Annotated in this window: 16 protein-coding genes; 9 read left to right on the top strand and 7 right to left on the bottom strand. The window is 61.5% G+C overall.

Going from position 1 to position 18,063, the window contains the following annotated elements; genetic code table 11:
• Positions 1–16 precede the first annotated feature (16 nt).
• The 4 genes from A477_RS0107945 to A477_RS0107930 all read right to left on the bottom strand — a co-directional run bounded on the left by A477_RS0107945 (position 17) and on the right by A477_RS0107930 (position 6,275).
• On the bottom strand, positions 17–631 hold the full coding sequence (locus tag A477_RS0107945) for a PadR family transcriptional regulator (protein WP_017198485.1): 615 nt from the start codon (positions 629–631) through the stop codon (positions 17–19).
• Complete coding sequence (locus A477_RS0107940) at positions 631–1,479, bottom strand: DUF4097 family beta strand repeat-containing protein (RefSeq protein WP_017198484.1); 849 nt, start codon at positions 1,477–1,479, stop codon at positions 631–633. The genes A477_RS0107945 and A477_RS0107940 overlap by 1 nt, the downstream gene beginning before the upstream one ends.
• A gap of 252 nt (positions 1,480–1,731) precedes the next feature.
• Positions 1,732–2,379 carry a GDSL-type esterase/lipase family protein gene (locus tag A477_RS0107935; protein ID WP_017198483.1) on the bottom strand — a complete coding sequence of 216 codons (648 nt, stop codon included), beginning with the start codon at positions 2,377–2,379 and terminating at the stop codon, positions 1,732–1,734.
• 92 nt (positions 2,380–2,471) lie between these two features.
• A complete protein-coding gene (locus tag A477_RS0107930) occupies positions 2,472–6,275 on the bottom strand; it encodes a multifunctional oxoglutarate decarboxylase/oxoglutarate dehydrogenase thiamine pyrophosphate-binding subunit/dihydrolipoyllysine-residue succinyltransferase subunit (protein ID WP_017198482.1) in 3,804 nt (1,267 codons plus the stop codon).
• A gap of 487 nt (positions 6,276–6,762) precedes the next feature.
• Between A477_RS0107930 and A477_RS0107925 the strand changes: the two genes are divergently transcribed.
• The 5 genes from A477_RS0107925 (at position 6,763) to A477_RS0107905 (ending at position 12,166) form a co-directional block, all read left to right on the top strand.
• On the top strand, positions 6,763–8,115 hold the full coding sequence (locus A477_RS0107925) for a hemolysin family protein (protein WP_017198481.1): 1,353 nt from the start codon (positions 6,763–6,765) through the stop codon (positions 8,113–8,115).
• On the top strand, positions 8,112–9,182 hold the full coding sequence (locus tag A477_RS0107920; RefSeq protein ID WP_017198480.1) for a hemolysin family protein: 1,071 nt from the start codon (positions 8,112–8,114) through the stop codon (positions 9,180–9,182). Before A477_RS0107925 ends, A477_RS0107920 begins: the two co-directional genes overlap by 4 nt.
• 106 nt (positions 9,183–9,288) lie before the next feature.
• On the top strand, positions 9,289–10,305 hold the full coding sequence (locus A477_RS0107915; RefSeq protein WP_017198479.1) for a metal ABC transporter solute-binding protein, Zn/Mn family: 1,017 nt from the start codon (positions 9,289–9,291) through the stop codon (positions 10,303–10,305).
• Between the two features lie 136 nt (positions 10,306–10,441).
• Positions 10,442–11,275 carry a metal ABC transporter ATP-binding protein gene (locus tag A477_RS0107910; RefSeq protein WP_192811991.1) on the top strand — a complete coding sequence of 278 codons (834 nt, stop codon included), beginning with the start codon at positions 10,442–10,444 and terminating at the stop codon, positions 11,273–11,275.
• Complete coding sequence (locus A477_RS0107905) at positions 11,276–12,166, top strand: metal ABC transporter permease (protein ID WP_017198477.1); 891 nt, start codon at positions 11,276–11,278, stop codon at positions 12,164–12,166.
• On the opposite strand, the gene A477_RS0107900 is transcribed toward A477_RS0107905, so the two are convergent.
• Positions 12,163–12,630, bottom strand: coding sequence for a Fur family transcriptional regulator (locus A477_RS0107900; RefSeq protein ID WP_017198476.1), 468 nt, complete (start codon positions 12,628–12,630; stop codon positions 12,163–12,165). The genes A477_RS0107905 and A477_RS0107900 overlap by 4 nt on opposite strands.
• Before the next feature lie 94 nt (positions 12,631–12,724).
• Between A477_RS0107900 and A477_RS0107895 the strand changes: the two genes are divergently transcribed.
• Positions 12,725–13,378, top strand: a complete 654-nt coding sequence (locus A477_RS0107895; protein ID WP_017198475.1) for an MBL fold metallo-hydrolase — start codon at positions 12,725–12,727, stop codon at positions 13,376–13,378.
• Here A477_RS0107895 and A477_RS0107890 read toward each other — a convergent pair.
• Positions 13,375–14,457: a PLP-dependent cysteine synthase family protein gene (locus tag A477_RS0107890; RefSeq protein ID WP_017198474.1), complete on the bottom strand. Its 1,083-nt coding sequence runs from the start codon at positions 14,455–14,457 to the stop codon at positions 13,375–13,377. The genes A477_RS0107895 and A477_RS0107890 overlap by 4 nt on opposite strands.
• 83 nt (positions 14,458–14,540) lie before the next feature.
• On the opposite strand from A477_RS0107890, the gene A477_RS0107885 reads away from it, so the two are divergent.
• The 3 genes from A477_RS0107885 to A477_RS0107875 are packed head-to-tail and all read left to right on the top strand — an operon-like array spanning position 14,541 to position 17,010.
• The gene (locus A477_RS0107885; RefSeq protein ID WP_017198473.1) at positions 14,541–15,440 is read left to right on the top strand and encodes a sulfurtransferase; all 900 of its coding nucleotides are present in this window, start codon (positions 14,541–14,543) and stop codon (positions 15,438–15,440) included.
• Complete coding sequence (locus A477_RS0107880) at positions 15,437–16,585, top strand: NAD(P)-dependent alcohol dehydrogenase (RefSeq protein WP_017198472.1); 1,149 nt, start codon at positions 15,437–15,439, stop codon at positions 16,583–16,585. The genes A477_RS0107885 and A477_RS0107880 overlap by 4 nt, the downstream gene beginning before the upstream one ends.
• Complete coding sequence (locus A477_RS0107875) at positions 16,582–17,010, top strand: HIT family protein (protein ID WP_017198471.1); 429 nt, start codon at positions 16,582–16,584, stop codon at positions 17,008–17,010. The genes A477_RS0107880 and A477_RS0107875 overlap by 4 nt, the downstream gene beginning before the upstream one ends.
• A gap of 102 nt (positions 17,011–17,112) precedes the next feature.
• Here the strand turns inward: A477_RS0107875 and A477_RS22195 are convergent.
• A partial coding sequence (locus A477_RS22195) for a DUF3418 domain-containing protein (protein WP_044568546.1) occupies positions 17,113–18,063 on the bottom strand: 951 nt, incomplete at its 5' end.

Raw genomic sequence — 18,063 nt, 5'->3', positions numbered from 1 at the left:
ATGGTCACCCAAGGACCTAGTTCTGCAGCGAATTCCTGATGGAGATGCGGGCTTGGTCCAAAACGGTACGAACGGTTTCCAGTGCCAAGGGAGTCAGTGGCTGGGAGGCGCCGTGTTGGCGTAGCTCGACTCGGATGTCATCCCTGAAGGACTGAACCAATAGCTCAGCTTCCTTGAGGATGCGCTGGCTTTCGGGGGTGTAGCCCGCTGTCCTGCTCCGAAAAGTAGCCGAAGAGGCGCTGGTGCGCGCGGCCTCCGCAGTGGCCGCGAGATCTGCGCGCAGCCCACGCATATTTGCCCGGATGTCATCCCGCAGGTTGTCAGCCAGCCGCCTGACGGAGGCCGATATGGTGTCCTCGACGTCGGCCAGCTCCTGCCGACGGCTGTCCAACTCAGCGCGTCCGGCTTCCGTAATGAGGTACTTGGTGCGGCGTCCTTCGGTTTCCGTGGCAACGAGCCCTTCCTCTTCCAGCTTTCCCAACCGCGGGTAGATGGTGCCGGCACTGGGGGAGTAGGTGCCGCCGAATCGCTCGCCCAACGCTTTGATCAGCTCGTATCCGTGCTTCGGACCTGTCTCGAGCAACGCAAGCAGGTACAGCCGCAGGGCGCCGTGTGCGAAGACGGGAGGCATTAGAGGCCCGCTTCCCCTGGGACCGGATGGCCGTTTTCCGGCGTGGGCGCCGATCCGTGCATGATGTAAGTCTTACCGGATACCGTGTTGGTCCGCACCAGCATCAACCTTTCGTCCGGGCCGACAATCGTGTGGACGTTGCTGCCAGGCTGGGCGTACATTTGGTCGTCGATTACCACGGTTCCGCTGGCCGATTTCGCTACGATGTCCAAGCCGACGTCATACGGCAGCCGGATGGTCAGGTCCCCGGATACGGAGTTGGCGCCGAGGTCGTTGGTGTAGTCCTGGAGATCGAAGCTGAGGTCGCCGCTGACGGTGCTCGCGCGGACATTCTTGAACGTGCCCGAGGCGGTAACTTCGCCGGAGACGCTCTTGGCGGTCAGGACGCCGTCGTGGTTTCTGACGATGACCTCGCCACTGACTGTGTTCACGTGCAGTTCGCCGCTGGTGTTGTCCGCCAGGACTGAACCGGAGACGGTGTTCAGGCGGGTGCGCCCGCTGATGCCGGACACCATCCCGTCACCGCTCACGGTACCTGCTTCAACGTCGACGCCGGACGGCAGCGCTATGCCGACGATCACCGAGTTGGTGCTTGTGTTGTTGACGGTACCCATCAGGTTGCGGAACCAGCCCTGAGGTCCTTGGAGTTGGTGGCGGACTTCCAGCCTGCCGTCTACAAGCGTGACCGTCAGGGGGTCGCCAGTGATCTCACTGATTTCGATGCGGACGAATGGCTCGTCGTGTGTCACGACGTCGAAGCGTCCCTTGACGATGCCGAGTTTGAGGGAGCGGACCTCCTCTACATCAATGGTTTGCGGGCCCGTCACGGTCCATAGTTCGTCAGACATGATCCCTCCAAGTTGCGATATATCGCGTTGATAAAGAACACGATATATCGCGTTTTGCCAGGAGGCAATGCTTAGTCAGGGTTACTTCACGGGGTAAACGACAGCATCATGGCCCGGGACGGAGACCTTTGCCGTCCGACGTCGCAGAAGGAGCGGGCAGACCGGAACTGCAGGAAACTGTGGCTCACACCGCAGCAGCGACCGCCGCTGTGAATGCTGCTCGGACAGAAACCTGCACGTTCCGCGTCCTGGCTACTCCGGTTGAGCGATATTAAGCCACTGGAACCAGCCGCGGTGCAGAACAAGCCACGCAATTAATCCGTAGCCGGCCTGGCCCGGTGTTCCCCCATTGGCTGCGAGGTCGGTCCTCCACTGCTCATGATTAAGCAAGGGGGAGAAGGTGTCCACGTAATGGTGATTCCGCCGTGTTGTGACATCGGCAAACGCAGTGTTCAGTTCAGCAAGCCGCTTGTTGCGCGTGGGATCCAGCGTGGGAGGCGGGCCCACCACAAAGACTTCCACGCTGCTGTGCGATGCGCCATCCAGGATGTTGGCAAGATTCAACCGGCTGCGCGCGGTGGACAGCCCAAACTCGAGATCCCGCCCCGAAAGGCCGATCACCAACCGATTCTCATGCGTGTCACTGAATCGTCTGCCGGCTTCATCCTGCCAGCGGGCCGCAAGGCCCTCAGTACCTTCCATGGGGCAGGGGAGCGGGAAACTTTCCACCACGACGGAATCCTGGGGTGTGCGGGCCAGGACTCGTCCGAGCCAACCCAAGGCGCGGGGATCCCCCAGGCCCGCGAGTAGTTCATCTCCTACAGCTGCGATGCGCAGCTTCCTGTCTTCCACGGTTACCTCTTCACACTCGTTACGGTCCTTGCACGGTTTCCGGATCATCGGCCGGTTCGTGAACCGGGTACCTCTGTCCCATTAAACAGAACTGCCCGGCCTAAGGCGCGCTCATCGCTCCTCAGGCCGGGCAGTTTCGCTTACTTGCGTTCGAACGCCTGCTTGATCAGGGCGTCCTGTTCAGCGGCGTGGCGCTTCATGGAACCGGCAGCAGTGGATGCCGAAGCCGGACGTGAAACGAGGCGGAGCTTGCGGTCGAGCTCCGGCGCCAGGTTCAGGCCCATGAACGGCCACGGACCCTGGTTGGCGGGCTCGTCCTGTGCCCACACGATGTCAGCGTTCGGGTACTTGGCAAGCTCGGCGTCGATCTCAGCCTTGGGCAGCGGGTAAAGCTGCTCTACGCGGATGATCGCCGTGGAGGTATCCCCGGACTTCTGACGGTTGGACAGGAGGTCGTAGTACAAGCGTCCGGAGACCAGGATGACGCGGTCCACATTGGCGGGCTGCACTTCCGGATCGCCGATAACCGTCTTGAAGCCGCCGGTGGTGAAGTCCTCGACAGCCGAGGCAGCACCCTTGAGGCGGAGCAGCTGCTTGGGCGTGAAGATGATCAACGGCTTCCGGGGACGGCTGTAGGCCTGGCGGCGCAACAGGTGGAAGTGAGATGCAGCCGTGGTGGGGTTGGCCACGATCATGTTGTCCTCGGCGCACATCTGCAGGAAGCGTTCGATGCGTGCAGACGAGTGGTCCGGCCCCTGGCCTTCATAGCCGTGCGGGAGCATGAGCACCAGCGATGAACGCTGGCCCCACTTCTGTTCGGCCGAGGAAATGAACTCGTCAATGATGGTTTGCGCACCGTTGACGAAGTCACCGAACTGGGCTTCCCAGAGGACCAGGGCATCAGGGCGCTCCACGGAGTAGCCGTATTCGAAGCCCATGGCTGCGTATTCGGACAACAGGGAGTCGTAGATCCACAACTTGGCCTGGTCGTCGGAAAGGTTGCCCAGTGGCAGCCATTCGTTGCCGTTGGCGCGATCGTGGAACACGGCGTGACGCTGGACGAACGTCCCGCGACGGGAGTCCTGTCCGGCCAGGCGAACGGGTACGCCTTCCATGATCAGCGAGCCAAATGCTGCGATCTCGCCAAATCCCCAGTCGATGCCGCCTTCACGGGACATCTGCTCACGCTTCTCCAGCAGCTGCTTGAGCTTGGAGTGAACGGTGAAGCCTTCCGGAATTTCCAGGTGCGCCTTGCCGATGCGGGCAAGGGTCTCTGCGGAAATCGCCGTAGACGCGGGGGAATTGGTGCCGAAGTCCGACTGCTGGGCAATGGGACGCTCGATGTCCGAGACCGCCGCGGAGTCAGCCGTGATGATCGGGATCGGCGACGTCTGCGCAGCATGCGTTTCGGCGAAGACGCGCTCGAGGCGCTCCTGGTAGTCGCGGAGCAGCTGCTCTGCTTCTTCCTCGGTGATGTCACCACGGCCGATGAGCGACTCGGTGTACAACTTGCGAACGGAACGCTTGGCTTCGATCAGGTTGTACATGAGCGGCTGGGTCATCGAGGGGTCATCGCCTTCGTTGTGGCCGCGACGGCGGTAGCAGACCATGTCGATGACGACGTCCTTGTGGAAACGCTGGCGGAACTCGTAGGCAAGCTGTGCAACGCGCACCACGGCCTCGGGGTCATCGCCGTTCACGTGGAACACGGGGGCCTGGATCATCTTGGCCACGTCCGTGGAGTACGTGGACGAACGCGACGAGGACGGAGCGGTGGTGAAGCCCACTTGGTTGTTGACGATGACGTGGATGGTACCGCCGGTGCGGTAACCACGCAGCTGCGAGAGGTTGAGGGTTTCAGCCACAACACCCTGGCCTGCGAAGGCTGCGTCGCCATGGACCATGATGGGCAGAACCGGGAAGGATTCGCCCTGATCGAGACGATCCTGCTTGGCGCGGACGATGCCTTCCAGGACGGAGTCGACTGCCTCAAGGTGGGACGGGTTGGCGGCGAGGTAGACCTTGGTTTGCTTGCCGTTGTCCGACGTGAAGGTGCCTTCGGTGCCGAGGTGGTACTTGACGTCACCGGATCCCTGGACCGAGCGGGGGTCCTGGGTGCCCTCGAATTCGCGGAAGACCTGCGCGTAGGTCTTGCCCGCGATGTTGGTCAGCACGTTGAGGCGGCCACGGTGGGCCATGCCGATGGCAACTTCGTCCAGCCCGTCATCGGCTGCGTCCGAGATGACAGCGTCGAGCAGCGGGATCAGCGACTCGCCACCCTCAAGGGAGAATCGCTTCTGGCCGACGAACTTGGTCTGCAGGAAGGTCTCGAAGGCTTCTGCGGCGTTGAGCTTGGAGACGATGCGCAGCTGCTCTTCACGGCTCGGCTTGGAGTACGGGTGCTCGAGCTGGTCCTGGAACCACTTGCGTTCTGCCGGTTCCTGGATGTGCATGTATTCGATGCCCGTGGTGCGGCAGTAGGCGTCGCGGAGGACGCCAAGGATGTCGCGGAACTTGAGCTGCGGCTTGCCGCCGAACCCGCCGGTGGGCCATTCGCGGTCCAGGTCCCAGAGCGTCAGGCCGTACGTCAGGACGTCCAGGTCAGGGTGCTTGCGCTGTACGTACTCCAAGGGATCGGTGTCGGCCATGAGGTGGCCACGCACGCGGTAGGAGTGGATCAGCTGCTGGATGCGGGCAACCTTGTTGATCTCGTCCGCAGGATCAACCTGAAGGTCCGGGCTCCAGCGAACGGGCTCGTAAGGAATACGCAGGGCTTCGAAGATTTCGTCGTAGAAGTTCTGCGCACCCAGGAGGAGCTGGTGGACGAGCTTGAGGAATTCACCGCTGCCTGCGCCCTGGATGACCCGGTGGTCATAGGTGGAGGTCAGCGTGAGGATCTTGCTGATGGCGTTTTGGGCAATGATCTTCTCACTTGCGCCCTGGAACTCAGCGGGGTAGTCAAGGGCGCCGACGCCGATGATGGCAGCCTGGCCCTTCGAAAGGCGCGGTACTGAATGGACCGTACCGATTCCGCCGGGGTTGGTCAGGGAGACCGTGGTGCCTGCGTGGTCGTCAGCAGTCAGCTTGCCGTTACGGGCACGCTTGATGAGGTCCTCGTAGGTGTGCCAGAACTCGGCGAAGTCCATGGTTTCTGCCTTCTTGATGTTGGGAACCATCAGGAGGCGGGTGCCATCGGGCTTGGGCATGTCAATGGCGATACCGAAGTTGACGTGTGCCGGCTGCACGGCGCTCGGCTTGCCGTCGATCTCGTCGTAGTAGACGTTCATCGACGGGAACTGAGAGAGCGCGCGGACAACGGCGTAACCGATGAGGTGCGTGAAGGAGACCTTGCCACCACGTGCACGGGCAAGGTTGGAGTTGATGACCACGCGGTTGTCGATGAGCAGTTTGGCCGGGACCGCGCGGACGCTCGTGGCCGTAGGTACTTCGAGGCTGGTTACCATGTTGGTGGCAATGGCCTTGGCCGGGCCGCGGAGGACGGAAACAACGTCTTCCTCAGGTGCCGTGGGAGCCTTGGTGCTCTTGGGCAGCTGAGCCGGGATGGGCTGGGCCGTGGTGCCGGCGGCGGGCTTCTTTGCTCCGTCCCGGGCCACTGTGGCGGGTGCCTTTTTCGCCGGGGCGGGCGCCGCCGGTGCAGCTGGTTCGACCGTAGGAGAAGCTGCGGGAGCGGCCGGCGCCGGTGCCGGAGCCGCTGCAGCCGGAGCTACCACGGGAAGTACTTGGGTAGGGGGATTGGCAGCCGATGCGGCTGCGGAGGATCCGTTGGAAGAAGTGCCGTCACCGGAAGCAAAGGACTCGAAGAGTGGCCACCACTTGGCGTCGACCGAATTCTTGTCCTGTTGGTACCGCTCGTACAGTTCGTCAACGAGCCACTCGTTTCCGCCAAATTCCTCTGGTAGACGGTGGCTGGGCTGCTCTGGCACTTGAAATACGCCTCTTCCATGAGTGTTGTTTTCCCGCTGGCCACAGATGCTCTCCACAACGATGGGCCAGGGTCCGGGTCCCGCGAACTCAGACCCATGTCAGTCTAGTTAGGATCGTTGGTTAACTGCCAATAGTGGTGACCTAAATCATGTTGCGGCTGACTTAATGAGCATGTCCTTCACTCATGGAGGCGCACGTGACGCCAGCGAGGCGCCCTGGCCGGGTGGACTGTAGACTGAAATTCTTATGGACAGTAAATCTAGGTGCCGGCCTGGGAACTGTCGGGGGAGCCAATCTGGCAACTCCGCACAGCGCGCCCGTCGAGCCGGCAACACCCGTTCACATGCCCATCACGCGCCGGCGCTCATAGCCGGTGGTGCCTCGGACCATGCGTCCGCGGGACCCGACCAGCCTCCGCCGGGGCGAATCCCCGCGCTGAAGGCATTCTCCCCGTTGCACGCGCCCACTCTTGGAGTGATGCGCTAAGTGGAATGGATTCTTCTCCTTGCCGGTTTTGCCTTGATTCTTGGCACCGGCTTCTTTGTAGCAGTTGAGTTTTCCCTTGTTGCCCTGGACCAGGCAAGCGTTCAGCGTGCGGTGGACAACGGCGACCATGCTGCCGCTCCTCTGCTGAAGTGCCTCAAGTCGCTCTCCACGCAGCTCTCCAGTTGCCAGCTTGGCATCACACTGACAACTCTGTTGACAGGTTTCGTGATGGAGCCCTCTGTGGGGCAGTTGCTGGTCGGGCCCCTCGGCTTGATGGGCCTCGCCCCTGAGGTAGCGCATTCGCTCGCCCTGATTGTTGCCATGGCGTTTGCCACGCTGCTGTCGATGCTTCTGGGTGAGCTGGTCCCCAAGAACATGGCCATTGCCTTGGCCTTCCCTCTAGGTAAACGCCTCGCGCGGCCCCAGCTGATGTTTACAGCCGTTTTCAAGCCGGCCATCGTGGTGCTCAATGGTTTCTCGAACAAGGTGCTGAACCTGTTCGGCCTCGAAGCAAAGGAAGAGATCTCGGGGGCAAGGACCCCCGCAGAGCTTGCATCCTTGGTGCGGCGCTCCGCCGAGCTGGGGACGCTCGATGCCGGGACAGCCAACTTCGTTGCCCGCACCCTGAACTTTTCCGGGCGCACGGCAGCGGACGTCATGACGCCCCGCATCCGCATGGAAACCATCGACGCCGATCAGCCGGTCTCAGACGTTCTGGACGCCGCGCGGCGGACCGGATACTCCAGGTTCCCTGTCATTGGTGATTCCACGGACGATATCCGCGGCGTGGTTCACGTCAAGAAGGCAGTTGCCGTCCCCGCGGAGCGTCGGGCGAAGCTTGAGGCGGGCGCGATCATGACTGACGTCCTGCAGGTTCCGGAGACTATTCATCTGGACGCACTCTTGTCTGAACTTCGTGAAGGCAACCTTCAGCTGGCCGTTGTGCTCGATGAATACGGCGGCACTGCGGGAATCGCCACCCTTGAAGACCTTGTGGAAGAGATCGTGGGCGAAGTCTCCGACGAGCATGACAAAGTTCGGCCGGGCGTGTTGCAGAGCGCATCCGGCGACTGGTATTTCCCAGGCTTGCTGAGGCCGGACGAAGTGTCCGAGCAGATCCCCAACCTCACTGTTCCTGATGAATCGGCCTACGAGACTGTTGGTGGGTACGTCATGAGCCAGCTAGGCCGAATTGCCAGAACAGGCGATGTGGTGGACACCGATGGCGGGACGCTGACCGTGACCCGGATGGATGGCCGAAGGATCGACCGGATCTGTTTCCATCACGTGGAGACGGGCGAATCATCATCCGCTGACTCCGGAAGCACGCGTCACGAAGCAGGTGCCGTATGAGCGACTGGGCAGGAATCGTCTGGCTCGTGGTCCTTTTGATCGGCAACGCCTTCTTTGTTGGTGCAGAGTTCGCAGTCATGTCCGCGCGTCGCAGCCAGATTGAGCCGCTTGCCGAGGCGGGATCCAAGCGCGCGCAAACTACGCTTCGCGCCATGGAAAACGTCTCGCTGATGCTCGCCTGTGCGCAGTTGGGTATCACCGTCTGTTCGCTCCTGATTCTTCAGGTTGCAGAGCCCGCAATCCACCACTTGCTGGCCGAGCCCTTGGAGTTGGTTGGCGTTCCGGTTGAACTGGCAGACATCATCGCTTTTGCCATCGCGTTGCTGTTCGTCACTTTCCTGCACGTCACCTTTGGTGAGATGGTGCCCAAGAACATTTCGGTCTCCGTTGCGGACAAGGCTGCCCTGCTGTTGGCCCCGCCGCTGATGTTCATAGCCAGGGTGGTCAACCCGATCATCTGGACGCTGAACTGGCTGGCCAACCACATCCTGAGGTTGATGAAGATTGAACCCAAGGATGAAGTCTCTTCTTCGTTCACGCTGGAGGAAGTGCAGTCGATCGTCCAGGAATCCACGCGCCACGGCCTGGTGGACGACGAAGCGGGCTTGCTGAGCGGTGCCTTGGAGTTCTCGGAGCATACTGCCTCGCACATCATGGTTCCTCTGGACAAGTTGGTGGTACTAAAGACAGCGTCCACGCCCGTGGACCTTGAGAAAGCGGTCAGCCGCACCGGATTTTCCCGGTTCCCGATGGTGGACGACGACGGCGAACTCGCCGGGTACCTGCACGTGAAGGACATCCTGTCCATTCCCGAGGAGGGCCGAAGGCACCCTATCGCTGAGGGTCGAATCCGCTCGCTGGCAAACCTTTCCCCGGATGACGAGATCGAACAGGCGATGTCCGTCATGCAACGCACGGGTTCACACTTGGCCCGTGTTGTTGGTGCGGGGGGCGAGACTCAGGGTGTCCTGTTCCTGGAGGACGTCATCGAGCAGTTGGTAGGTGAAATCCGTGACGCCACGCAGGCGACCGGCATTCGCCGATATGGTGGCCAACAAGCGCAATAGCAGGAGAAAAAGAGTCTGGCGTCGATGGATCTCCATCGACGCCAGATCTGTCTAAACAGGAATCATTCCTATTTAGGGGTACACTGGACAGAGCCCCTAATTGTGTTTGATTCTCATTTTGACTAGATCCGAGGTCCCCGTGCGCCGTTCCGCCGCCCGACTTTCCCTTGCCGCTTCCGCAGGTCTTGCTGCCCTCTTGTTGTCCTCCTGTGCCGGCCCGGCCGGTGGCAATACTCCGTCTTCATCCGGTGCCATCGAGGTGGTGACCTCCACCAACGTCTATGGGGATGTGGTCAAGGCAATCGGTGGTGACAAGGTCAACGTGAGCGCGATCATCACCAAGACCAGCCAGGATCCGCACTCCTATGAAGCCACTGCGCAGGACAAGCTGCTGATCTCCAAGGCCAAGCTGGTGGTTGAGAACGGGGGAGGGTACGACGAGTTCCTTCACAAAATTGCTGACGAGACCAAGGTCGGCCACGAGAACATGATCAGTGCCGTGGAGGTCTCAGGGCTGGCTCCCGAAGAAGAAGGACACGGCACGGAATCCAGTAGTGCCGGGGCCCACAACGAAGATGAGCACGCGCATGACCATGGTGAGTTCAATGAGCACGTCTGGTACAGCCTGGACGCCATGGGCAAGCTGGCAGATGCCGTTGCCGAAAAGTTGGGCAGCCTGGACGCTGGATCTGCTTCCACTTTCACTGCGAACGCGGATTCCTTCAAAACGAAAATAGCTGAACTGACCGGCAGGCTCGGTGAAATCAAGGCCGGCAACGAGCACGCACCCGTTGCTGTTACCGAACCCGTTCCCCTGTATCTCCTGGAGGCGGCCGGCCTGGAGAATAAGACGCCGGAGGCCTACAGCGCCGCCATTGAAGAGGAAACAGATGTCCCTCCCGCTGTACTGAAGGAAACTACAGACCTTGTCAGTGCCAAATCTGTGCGTCTTCTTGCCTATAACCAGCAGACGGAGGGGCCGCAGACCGAGTCCGTCAAGCGGGCGGCCGAAAATGCAGGGGTGCCGGTTGTGAACTTCACCGAAACGCTTCCGGACGGCAAGGACTACCTTCAGTGGATGGCGGACAACGTGGAATCCATCTCGGCAGCACTCAAGAAGTAGCCATTCCGCAAAACAACGTGCAGTGAAGAGCCCCGTTGGCGTCCTAAGATATTCAGGATGGGCTGCGGGGCCTTTGCCTGCCATCAGCACGCAGCCGCGGAGACCAGCGGCACAACTATTGCGTTCCTCGGAGCGCATGGATCGAGGACAACTTTTGACACCGGTAGTGAGCCTCCGCGGAGCGAGCCTGCAGTTCGGCAAGAGGACACTGTGGCGGGATCTGGACCTGGACATCCACCCCGGAGAGTTCTTTGCCGTGCTTGGGCCCAACGGCAGCGGAAAAACAAGCTTCCTGAAAGTCCTTCTGGGGCTCCAGGAGCTGCATTCCGGTACGGTTTCACTGGGCGGCCACCCCGTTGAACGCGGCAGCAAACGGATCGGGTATATACCGCAGCAAAAGTCTTTTGCGGCGGATACGCCGCTCCGGGCGCGCGACCTGGTAGGGCTGGGGATCGATGGACACCGCTGGGGAATGCGGCTCGCATCCGGCAAGGTCAACCAGCGCATCGACGAGTTGTTGGAGCAAGTGGGCGCGTCAGACTATGCCAAGGTGCCGGTGGGGCAGTTATCCGGTGGAGAGCAACAACGTCTTAGGGTGGCACAGGCACTGGCTACTGAACCCCAGGTTCTCCTCTGCGATGAGCCGCTGCTTTCCCTCGACCTGCATCATCAGCAGGGCGTCAGTTCACTGATCAACAAGCAATGCCACGATCGGAACAGCGCCGTGGTCTTCGTGACCCACGAGATCAACCCGGTGATCGATTACGTAGACCGGGTCCTCTACCTTGCCGGCGGCCAGTTCCGTGTAGGAACGCCTCAGGAAGTCATGACCACGGAGGTTCTCTCCGAGCTGTACGACAGTCATGTGGAGGTCATCCACACCAACGGAAGGATCGTCGTCGTCGGTCTTCCAGACGCAACCACGCACTTCCATGACGATGCCCACGCCACCGCGGGAGAGGAGTTCTAGATGGATCTTGAGAGCATCCTGCAGACCATTTTCAACTTCGAGAACTACGGTGAGTTGCTGGTACTTGTGCAAAATTCCATCTGGGCGGGAGCTGTCCTCGGTTTGCTGGGCGGACTGGTCGGCACCTTCGTGATGAAACGGGACCTCGCCTTCGCTGTTCACGGCATCTCAGAGTTGTCCTTCGCCGGCGCGGCGTTTGCTCTCCTGATCGGCACCGACATCATTTTCGGTTCCTTGATCGGTTCGGTGGCCGCGGCAGTGCTTCTGGGTTTCATGGGAGTCCGTGCCCGGGACAAGAACTCGATCATCGGTGTGATCATGCCATTCGGGCTGGGCTTGGGGATCCTGTTCCTCGCCCTTTATGAGGGGCGCGCGGCCAATAAATTCGGCCTGCTGACCGGTCAGATTGTGTCCGTGGATACGGTGCAACTGCAGGTTTTGGCGGGTACGGCAGTGGTGGTGATGGCGGCACTGGTGGCGATCTGGCGGCCATTGAGTTTTGCCAGCGTTGACCCGGAGATGGCTGAGGCCCGAGGTGTCCCTGTCCGTGGCCTGGCCATCGGATTCATGGTTCTGCTGGGTGTCAGTGTGGCCCTGTCCATCCAGATTGTGGGCGCGCTGCTGGTCCTTGCCTTGCTGATTACCCCTGCAGCCGCTGCGCTGCGGGTCACCACATCGCCCCGTTTGGTGGTGTTGCTGAGTGTAATCTTCGCGATGACGGCCACCGTGGGCGGTATTCTCCTGGCCTTGGGCAGCCGCATTCCCATCAGCCCTTACGTCACCACGCTGTCTTTCCTGATCTACGTGGTGTGCCGGGTCACCGGCAGGGTTCGTGCCAACAGGGGCCTCAATGGCCGGGTGTCACGCGACCAACCGGCAGGTGCCCTCTAGAGCTTCCCGGCTGCCTTCTTGGCCGTGCATTCGGGGCACAGCCCGAAGATCTCCACGGTGTGGGCCACCTCGGTGAAGCCGTGTTCAGTTGCCGTACGGGCAGCCCAGGTCTCGACGGCGGGTGCTTCCACTTCTTCTGCCTTGCCGCAGTTGCGGCATAGCAGGTGATGGTGGTGCCCTGTGACTGCACAACGACGGTAGACGGCTTCGCCGTCACCGTTCCGGAGGACATCAATGAGTCCGTCGTCAGCCAGGGATTGCAGGATGCGGTATGCGGTGGCCAAGGACACCGAGATGCCCTTGTTCTGCAGAAGCCGGTACAGCTCCTGGGTGCTGACGAAGTCATCCAATTCATCCAAGGCGGCGCTGACGGCCAAGCGCTGCTTGGTGACGCGCTGCTCCTTGACGCCGCTGGTGGCAGGCGCGTCATGGCCGGTCGTGGCGGGACTGGTGCCTTGTGGCATTGAAAGACTCACTTCCCTGGGGATGCTGGCAAACCCCAATTTTACCAGCAGGGGAACCTTGGAAACTGTCAGCGGGCGGCCCTAGGCTGTGTCCATGAAGCTCACCAAGTACACCCATGCCTGTGTTCGGTTGGAGAAGGACGGAAAGGTCCTGGTGATCGATCCCGGAACTTTCTCCGAGGCAGAGGAAGCGCTAAGCGGTGCCCACGCTGTACTTGTCACGCACGAGCACGACGACCACATTGACCGCCCGGCAGTGACGGCAGCCCTGCGGAGCAACACCATGCTGGAGGTCCATGCGCCAGCCCGGGTGGCAGCTGCGCTCAAGGAAAACGGTGATGTCGCCGGCCGCGTCCATACTGTGGAACCCAACTCCGGCTTTGACGTGGCAGGCTTCAACATCCGGACTTACGGTGGGCAACATGCCATCATCCACGCCCAGATTCCTGTTGTAGCGAACATCGGGTACCTGGTGGATGACAACGTATTCCACCCCGGGGATTCGTTCGTGGTCCCCGACGGAATCAACGTCCAAACCCTCCTTGTCCCCATCCATGCCCCGTGGTCCAAAGTGGGAGAGGTTGTGGACTTCGTCATCGCCGTCCGTGCGCCCAAGGCTTTCCCTGTCCATGATGGGCTGCTCAACGAACTGGGCCGGGGGATCGTCGAGGGACATGTCACACGGATCGGGGCCCGCTACGGAAGCACTTACGCGCGACTGGCGCCAAAAGAGTCCGTGGAGGTCTAGCCGGTCCACACTCCTGTGTTGTGGAAGTGGTCAAGTACTGCTTCGTGCGGCGCCGGGTCCAGTCCGTGCGCGGCCAGCCACCCGGTGTCGTTGTAGCTTCCCGCATAGCGGTCGCCGGCGTCGCACATCAGGGAAACCACGCTGCCTTTGCGGCCCTCGGCCACCATCCCGGCAACCAACTGCCACACGCCCCAGAGGTTGGTCCCGGTTGAAGGCCCTGCATGCAGGCCGGTGAGTTTCCGGAGGTGCCGCATGGCGGCAACCGACGCGGCATCGGGCACCTGGATCATATGGTCGATGACTGCAGGCACGAAGCTGGGCTCAGACCGAGGCCTGCCGATGCCCTCAATCCTGGAAGGGAGGCCAGTGGCTGCGGCCGCGTCACCGTCCCGCCACGCCGGGTAGAAGGCTGAGTTTTCGGGATCCACCACGGCCAGGCGGGTGTTGTATCGGTTGTACCGCAGGTAACGGCCGATGGTGGCGCTGGTTCCGCCGGTGCCGGCGCCCACAACGATCCATGCCGGAACCGGATGCTCTTCCAGGGACAGCTGTTCGAAAATCGACTCCGCGATGTTGTTGTTGCCCCGCCAGTCCGTTGCGCGCTCGGCAAACGTGAATTGGTCCATGTAGTAGCCACCGGACGTCCTGGCAGTCTCTTCGGCCACGGCGTAAACCTCCGAGGCGTGGTCCACCAGCAGGCATGCGCCGCCGAACTCCTCGATCAGGGCGATCTTCTCGGGGCTGGTGGTCTTTGTCATGACGGCGATGAAGGGCAAACCGATCAGCCGGGCGAAGTAAGCCTCTGATACGGCTGTGCTGCCGCTGGAGGCTTCCACGATGGTGGTGCCCTCGGTGATCCAGCCGTTGACCAAGCCATACAGGAACAGGGATCGCGCCAGACGGTGCTTGAGGCTGCCGGATCTGTGGGTTGACTCGTCCTTCAGGTACAACTCCACTCCCCAGTGGTCCGGGAGTGGAACTGCATAAAGGTGAGTGTCGGCGGAGCGGTTATTCTCGGCCTCGATCTTACGGATGGCCTCGCTGGCCCATGCCCTGTCCTGAATACACGAATTGCTCACCGGATAAGCCTAGGCTGGAATTCGGACACCGGCAGCAATGAAACCTCTGCAGGAAGACCAGCCGCCAGAACGAAGGAGATCCCATGGCCACGTTGATGAGTGCGTCAGAACTGCACCAGCGATTCGAATCCGGACGGCGTACCGTGCTCCTCGACGTCAGATGGGTCCTGGGCCGCACCGACGGGCACCTTGAATATCTGGGCGCTCATCTTCCTGGCGCCGTTTTCGTGGACCTCCCCACAGAGCTGGCAGATCACGCGCAACCCGGGTTGGGCCGCCACCCTTTGCCAAGCCCGGAGCGTTTTCAGGAGTCGGCTCGAAAGTGGGGGATTAACGACGGCGACACCGTGGTCGCGTACGACAACAGTGGCAGCATGGCCGCGGCACGCGTTTGGTGGATGCTGCGGAACGCTGGATTTGCCTCTGTGTACCTGCTCGACGGCGGCCTCGCCGCTTGGCGGGCGGCTGGTTACCCGGTGGAATCCGGTGAGGTGGGTCCCGCCGTCGGAAATGTCACTCTGGGCGAAGGCCTCATGCCGGCCATCACTGAGCAGGAGGCAGCACAGTGGCACCGCACTGGTGTGTTGCTGGATGCCCGGGCAGGGGAGAGATATAGGGGCGAGGTAGAACCGATAGACCCCAGGGCGGGGCACATTCCCGGCGCGGTGAGCGCGCCGACCACAGGAAACGTATCAGCCGATGGCACGTTCCTTCCCAGGGAAGAGCTGCGCAGGCGTTTTGAGGAGTTGGGCGTGGACCAGTCGTCCAACGTAGCTGTTTATTGCGGGTCCGGCGTGACAGCCTCCCATGAGATCGCTGCCTTGGAGATCGCCGGGTACCCTGCGGCGCTCTATCCGGGCTCGTTCTCGCAGTGGTCAAACAATGCTGCGAATGACGTTGCTGTGGGCAGCACTCCGTTTGTTGAGGAATCCGCTGGCCCAAGTGGCACAAGCACAGCTGCCGGGAGTAGCGTCGGAGCATGACTCCCGGACGCCCTGTGCCCCCGCCCCTCGCCAAGCCCGTCACCCTGGATACCAGTGAGGACCGGTCCGTAACGCTGGCTGCAGCGTATGGTGCCACTTCCCCGGACAGTGGTTTGGTGCCGCTGACTGTTGCGCGCCGGACCCCTACGGCGGACGACGTCGAAATCGCGATTGAATTTTGTGGTTTGTGCCACTCGGACGTGCATGCAACGCGCGGTGAATGGCGGGTTCCTCCCTACCCGTTGGTTCCTGGACACGAGATCGTGGGCCGGGTGGCACGTGTGGGTGCCGGGGTGCAGGAATTTGCCCCGGGCGATCGTGTTGGTGTGGGGTGCCTGGTGGACTCCTGCCGCGAATGCGAGAGCTGCCTTGATGGACTGGAACAGTACTGCGAGAGGGGCAACGTCGGTACGTATGGAGCTCCGGACCCGCGTCATGGGGACGACATTACGCAGGGCGGATACTCGACATCGGTAGTGGTGGATAAGCGCTTCGTGCTGCGAATTCCGGAGGCCCTTGATCCTGCAGCGGCCGCTCCCTTGTTATGTGCCGGAATCACCACGTACTCTCCGCTGCGGTATTTCGATGTGGAGGAAGGCGACTCCGTGGGCGTCGTAGGGCTGGGTGGCCTTGGCCATATGGCAGTGAAGATCGCCAAGGCCATGGGCGCCAACGTCACCGTTTTCACGACGTCGGAATCCAAGTTCGAGGCTGCGCGGGAACTGGGCGCGGACCATGTGGTCCTCTCCAAGGATGCGGACGCCATGGAGGCCGCCAACCGGAGCATAGACGTCATCATCGATACCGTCGCAGCGCCGCATGACCTCAACCCGTACTTCCGGACCCTTCGCCTGGACGGAGCCCTCTTCCAGTTGGGCCTCCCAGCGGATGACATGCCCCCGGTCAACCCGGGCCTGCTCATCCGCCGACGACTCGCCTATGCGGGTTCACTGATCGGCGGCATTGAGGAAACGCAGGAAATGTTGAATTTCTGCGCTGAACACGGTGTCGTGAGCGACGTCGAAATAGTGGGAGCCGGGCAACTCAATGAAGCTTACGACCGCATGGTGGCCGGGGACGTGAAGTACCGTTTCGTCCTGGACATCGCAACACTTCAGGAACCAGCCGAAAGGGCAGACGCATGAGCACACTGTTCACCAAGATCATCAATGGGGAGATCCCGGGCCGTTTTGTCTGGAAAGACGAGGACGTCGTCGCCTTCCTGACGATTTCGCCCATTACCCAGGGACACACCCTGGTGGTCCCGCGTGAGGAAGTGGATTCGTGGACGCAAGCCAGCCCAGTACTGCTGGCCAAGGTCATGGACGTTGCCCAGCGCATCGGCAAGGTGCAGGAGAGTTTGTTTGATGCCAAGCGCGTTGGCGTGCTGATGGAAGGTTTCGAGGTTGACCACCTGCATGTCCACGTGTGGCCCGCCTACTCCACGGCAGACTTTGAAATCCACAACGTGGACCACAACCCCGATCCCGCAGTCATGGAGGCCATCGCCGTGAAGCTCCGTGCTGCCCTTCGGGAAGCAGGCCACGGCGACGCTGTCCCTGAGGACTAATCCCGGGTGGGGACCGAGCCCTCCAAGAGTTAACCCGGCAGCGCTTAATAAGCGCCGCCGGGTTTTTTCATGGCTGTGTGGCGGCGTGAAGCGCGACGGCCGCTATGCGGGCGCCAAGGCCTGGTTCAGGACCGTGCGGATGCGCTTTTCCGACACCGAGTAGGCGGTTCCAAGCTCGACGGCGAAGAGGCTCACCCGCAGCTCTTCGATCATCCAGCGCACACGGGTTAACTCGGCGCCCGCCCTGCGCCCCGGAAGGAGTGCCGACACAGCGTCATCATAATCGTCTTCCAACGCCTGCACGATAGCCATGTTCAAGCTGTCCCTTTGGACGTTGCCGGGGAGCTTTTCCAACCGCTTCTCGATCGCCTGGAGATAGCGTGGCAGTTGGCTAAGCTGCGCGTAGCCCGTCTGAGCCACAAAGCCCGGGAAAACCAGTTGCTCCAGCTGGCTCTTCATGTCGTTGAGGGCGCTGATCAGAGGCAAGCTGGCGTTGGACTTCAGCTGCTTCTGGATGCGCCGCGTACTGGCCAGGATGCGTTCGACAACGGCAGTAACTGTAAACACGGTGTCGATCAGTTCTGCCCTGACAACTTCGTACAACGCATCGAAGGCCTCCCTGTCCCACGGCAGATCCTGCGGAACCAGTTTGTCGATGGCGGCCAGTGCGCAATCAGCGATGAGAGCACTGACGGATCCGTGCGGGTTTTGGCTGAACGTCAGCTTCTCCGTGTTACTGAGGTGCTCCAGCACATAACGGTCCGGCGGCGGGATCCGCAGGGCCAGCAACCGGATGACACCGCCACGCATGGCGGCTTCCTGTTCCGGTCGGCTCTGGAAAACCCGAAGGGCAACAGACTTGCCCTCATCGACTACTGCGGGGAAGCCGGTCACTGCGTGACCCTTCACAGTGCGCGTAACCTGGCGTTCAACTGCGCCGAAGTCCCAGGCGGTGATACCTTCGCGTTCGGCAACCGCTCCGCCACCGGCGGGAGCCGGACCTGGCGTTTCGCCGCTGGGTGCACCCGCCGCGCCGGTTGCCTTGACGCTTTT

Origin of the sequence: Arthrobacter sp. M2012083 (assembly GCF_000281065.1) — a bacterium.
Classification (GTDB): domain Bacteria; phylum Actinomycetota; class Actinomycetes; order Actinomycetales; family Micrococcaceae; genus Arthrobacter.
The sequence above is the reverse complement of the archived record's forward strand: the minus strand, read 5'-3'. Positions and strand labels throughout refer to the sequence as shown.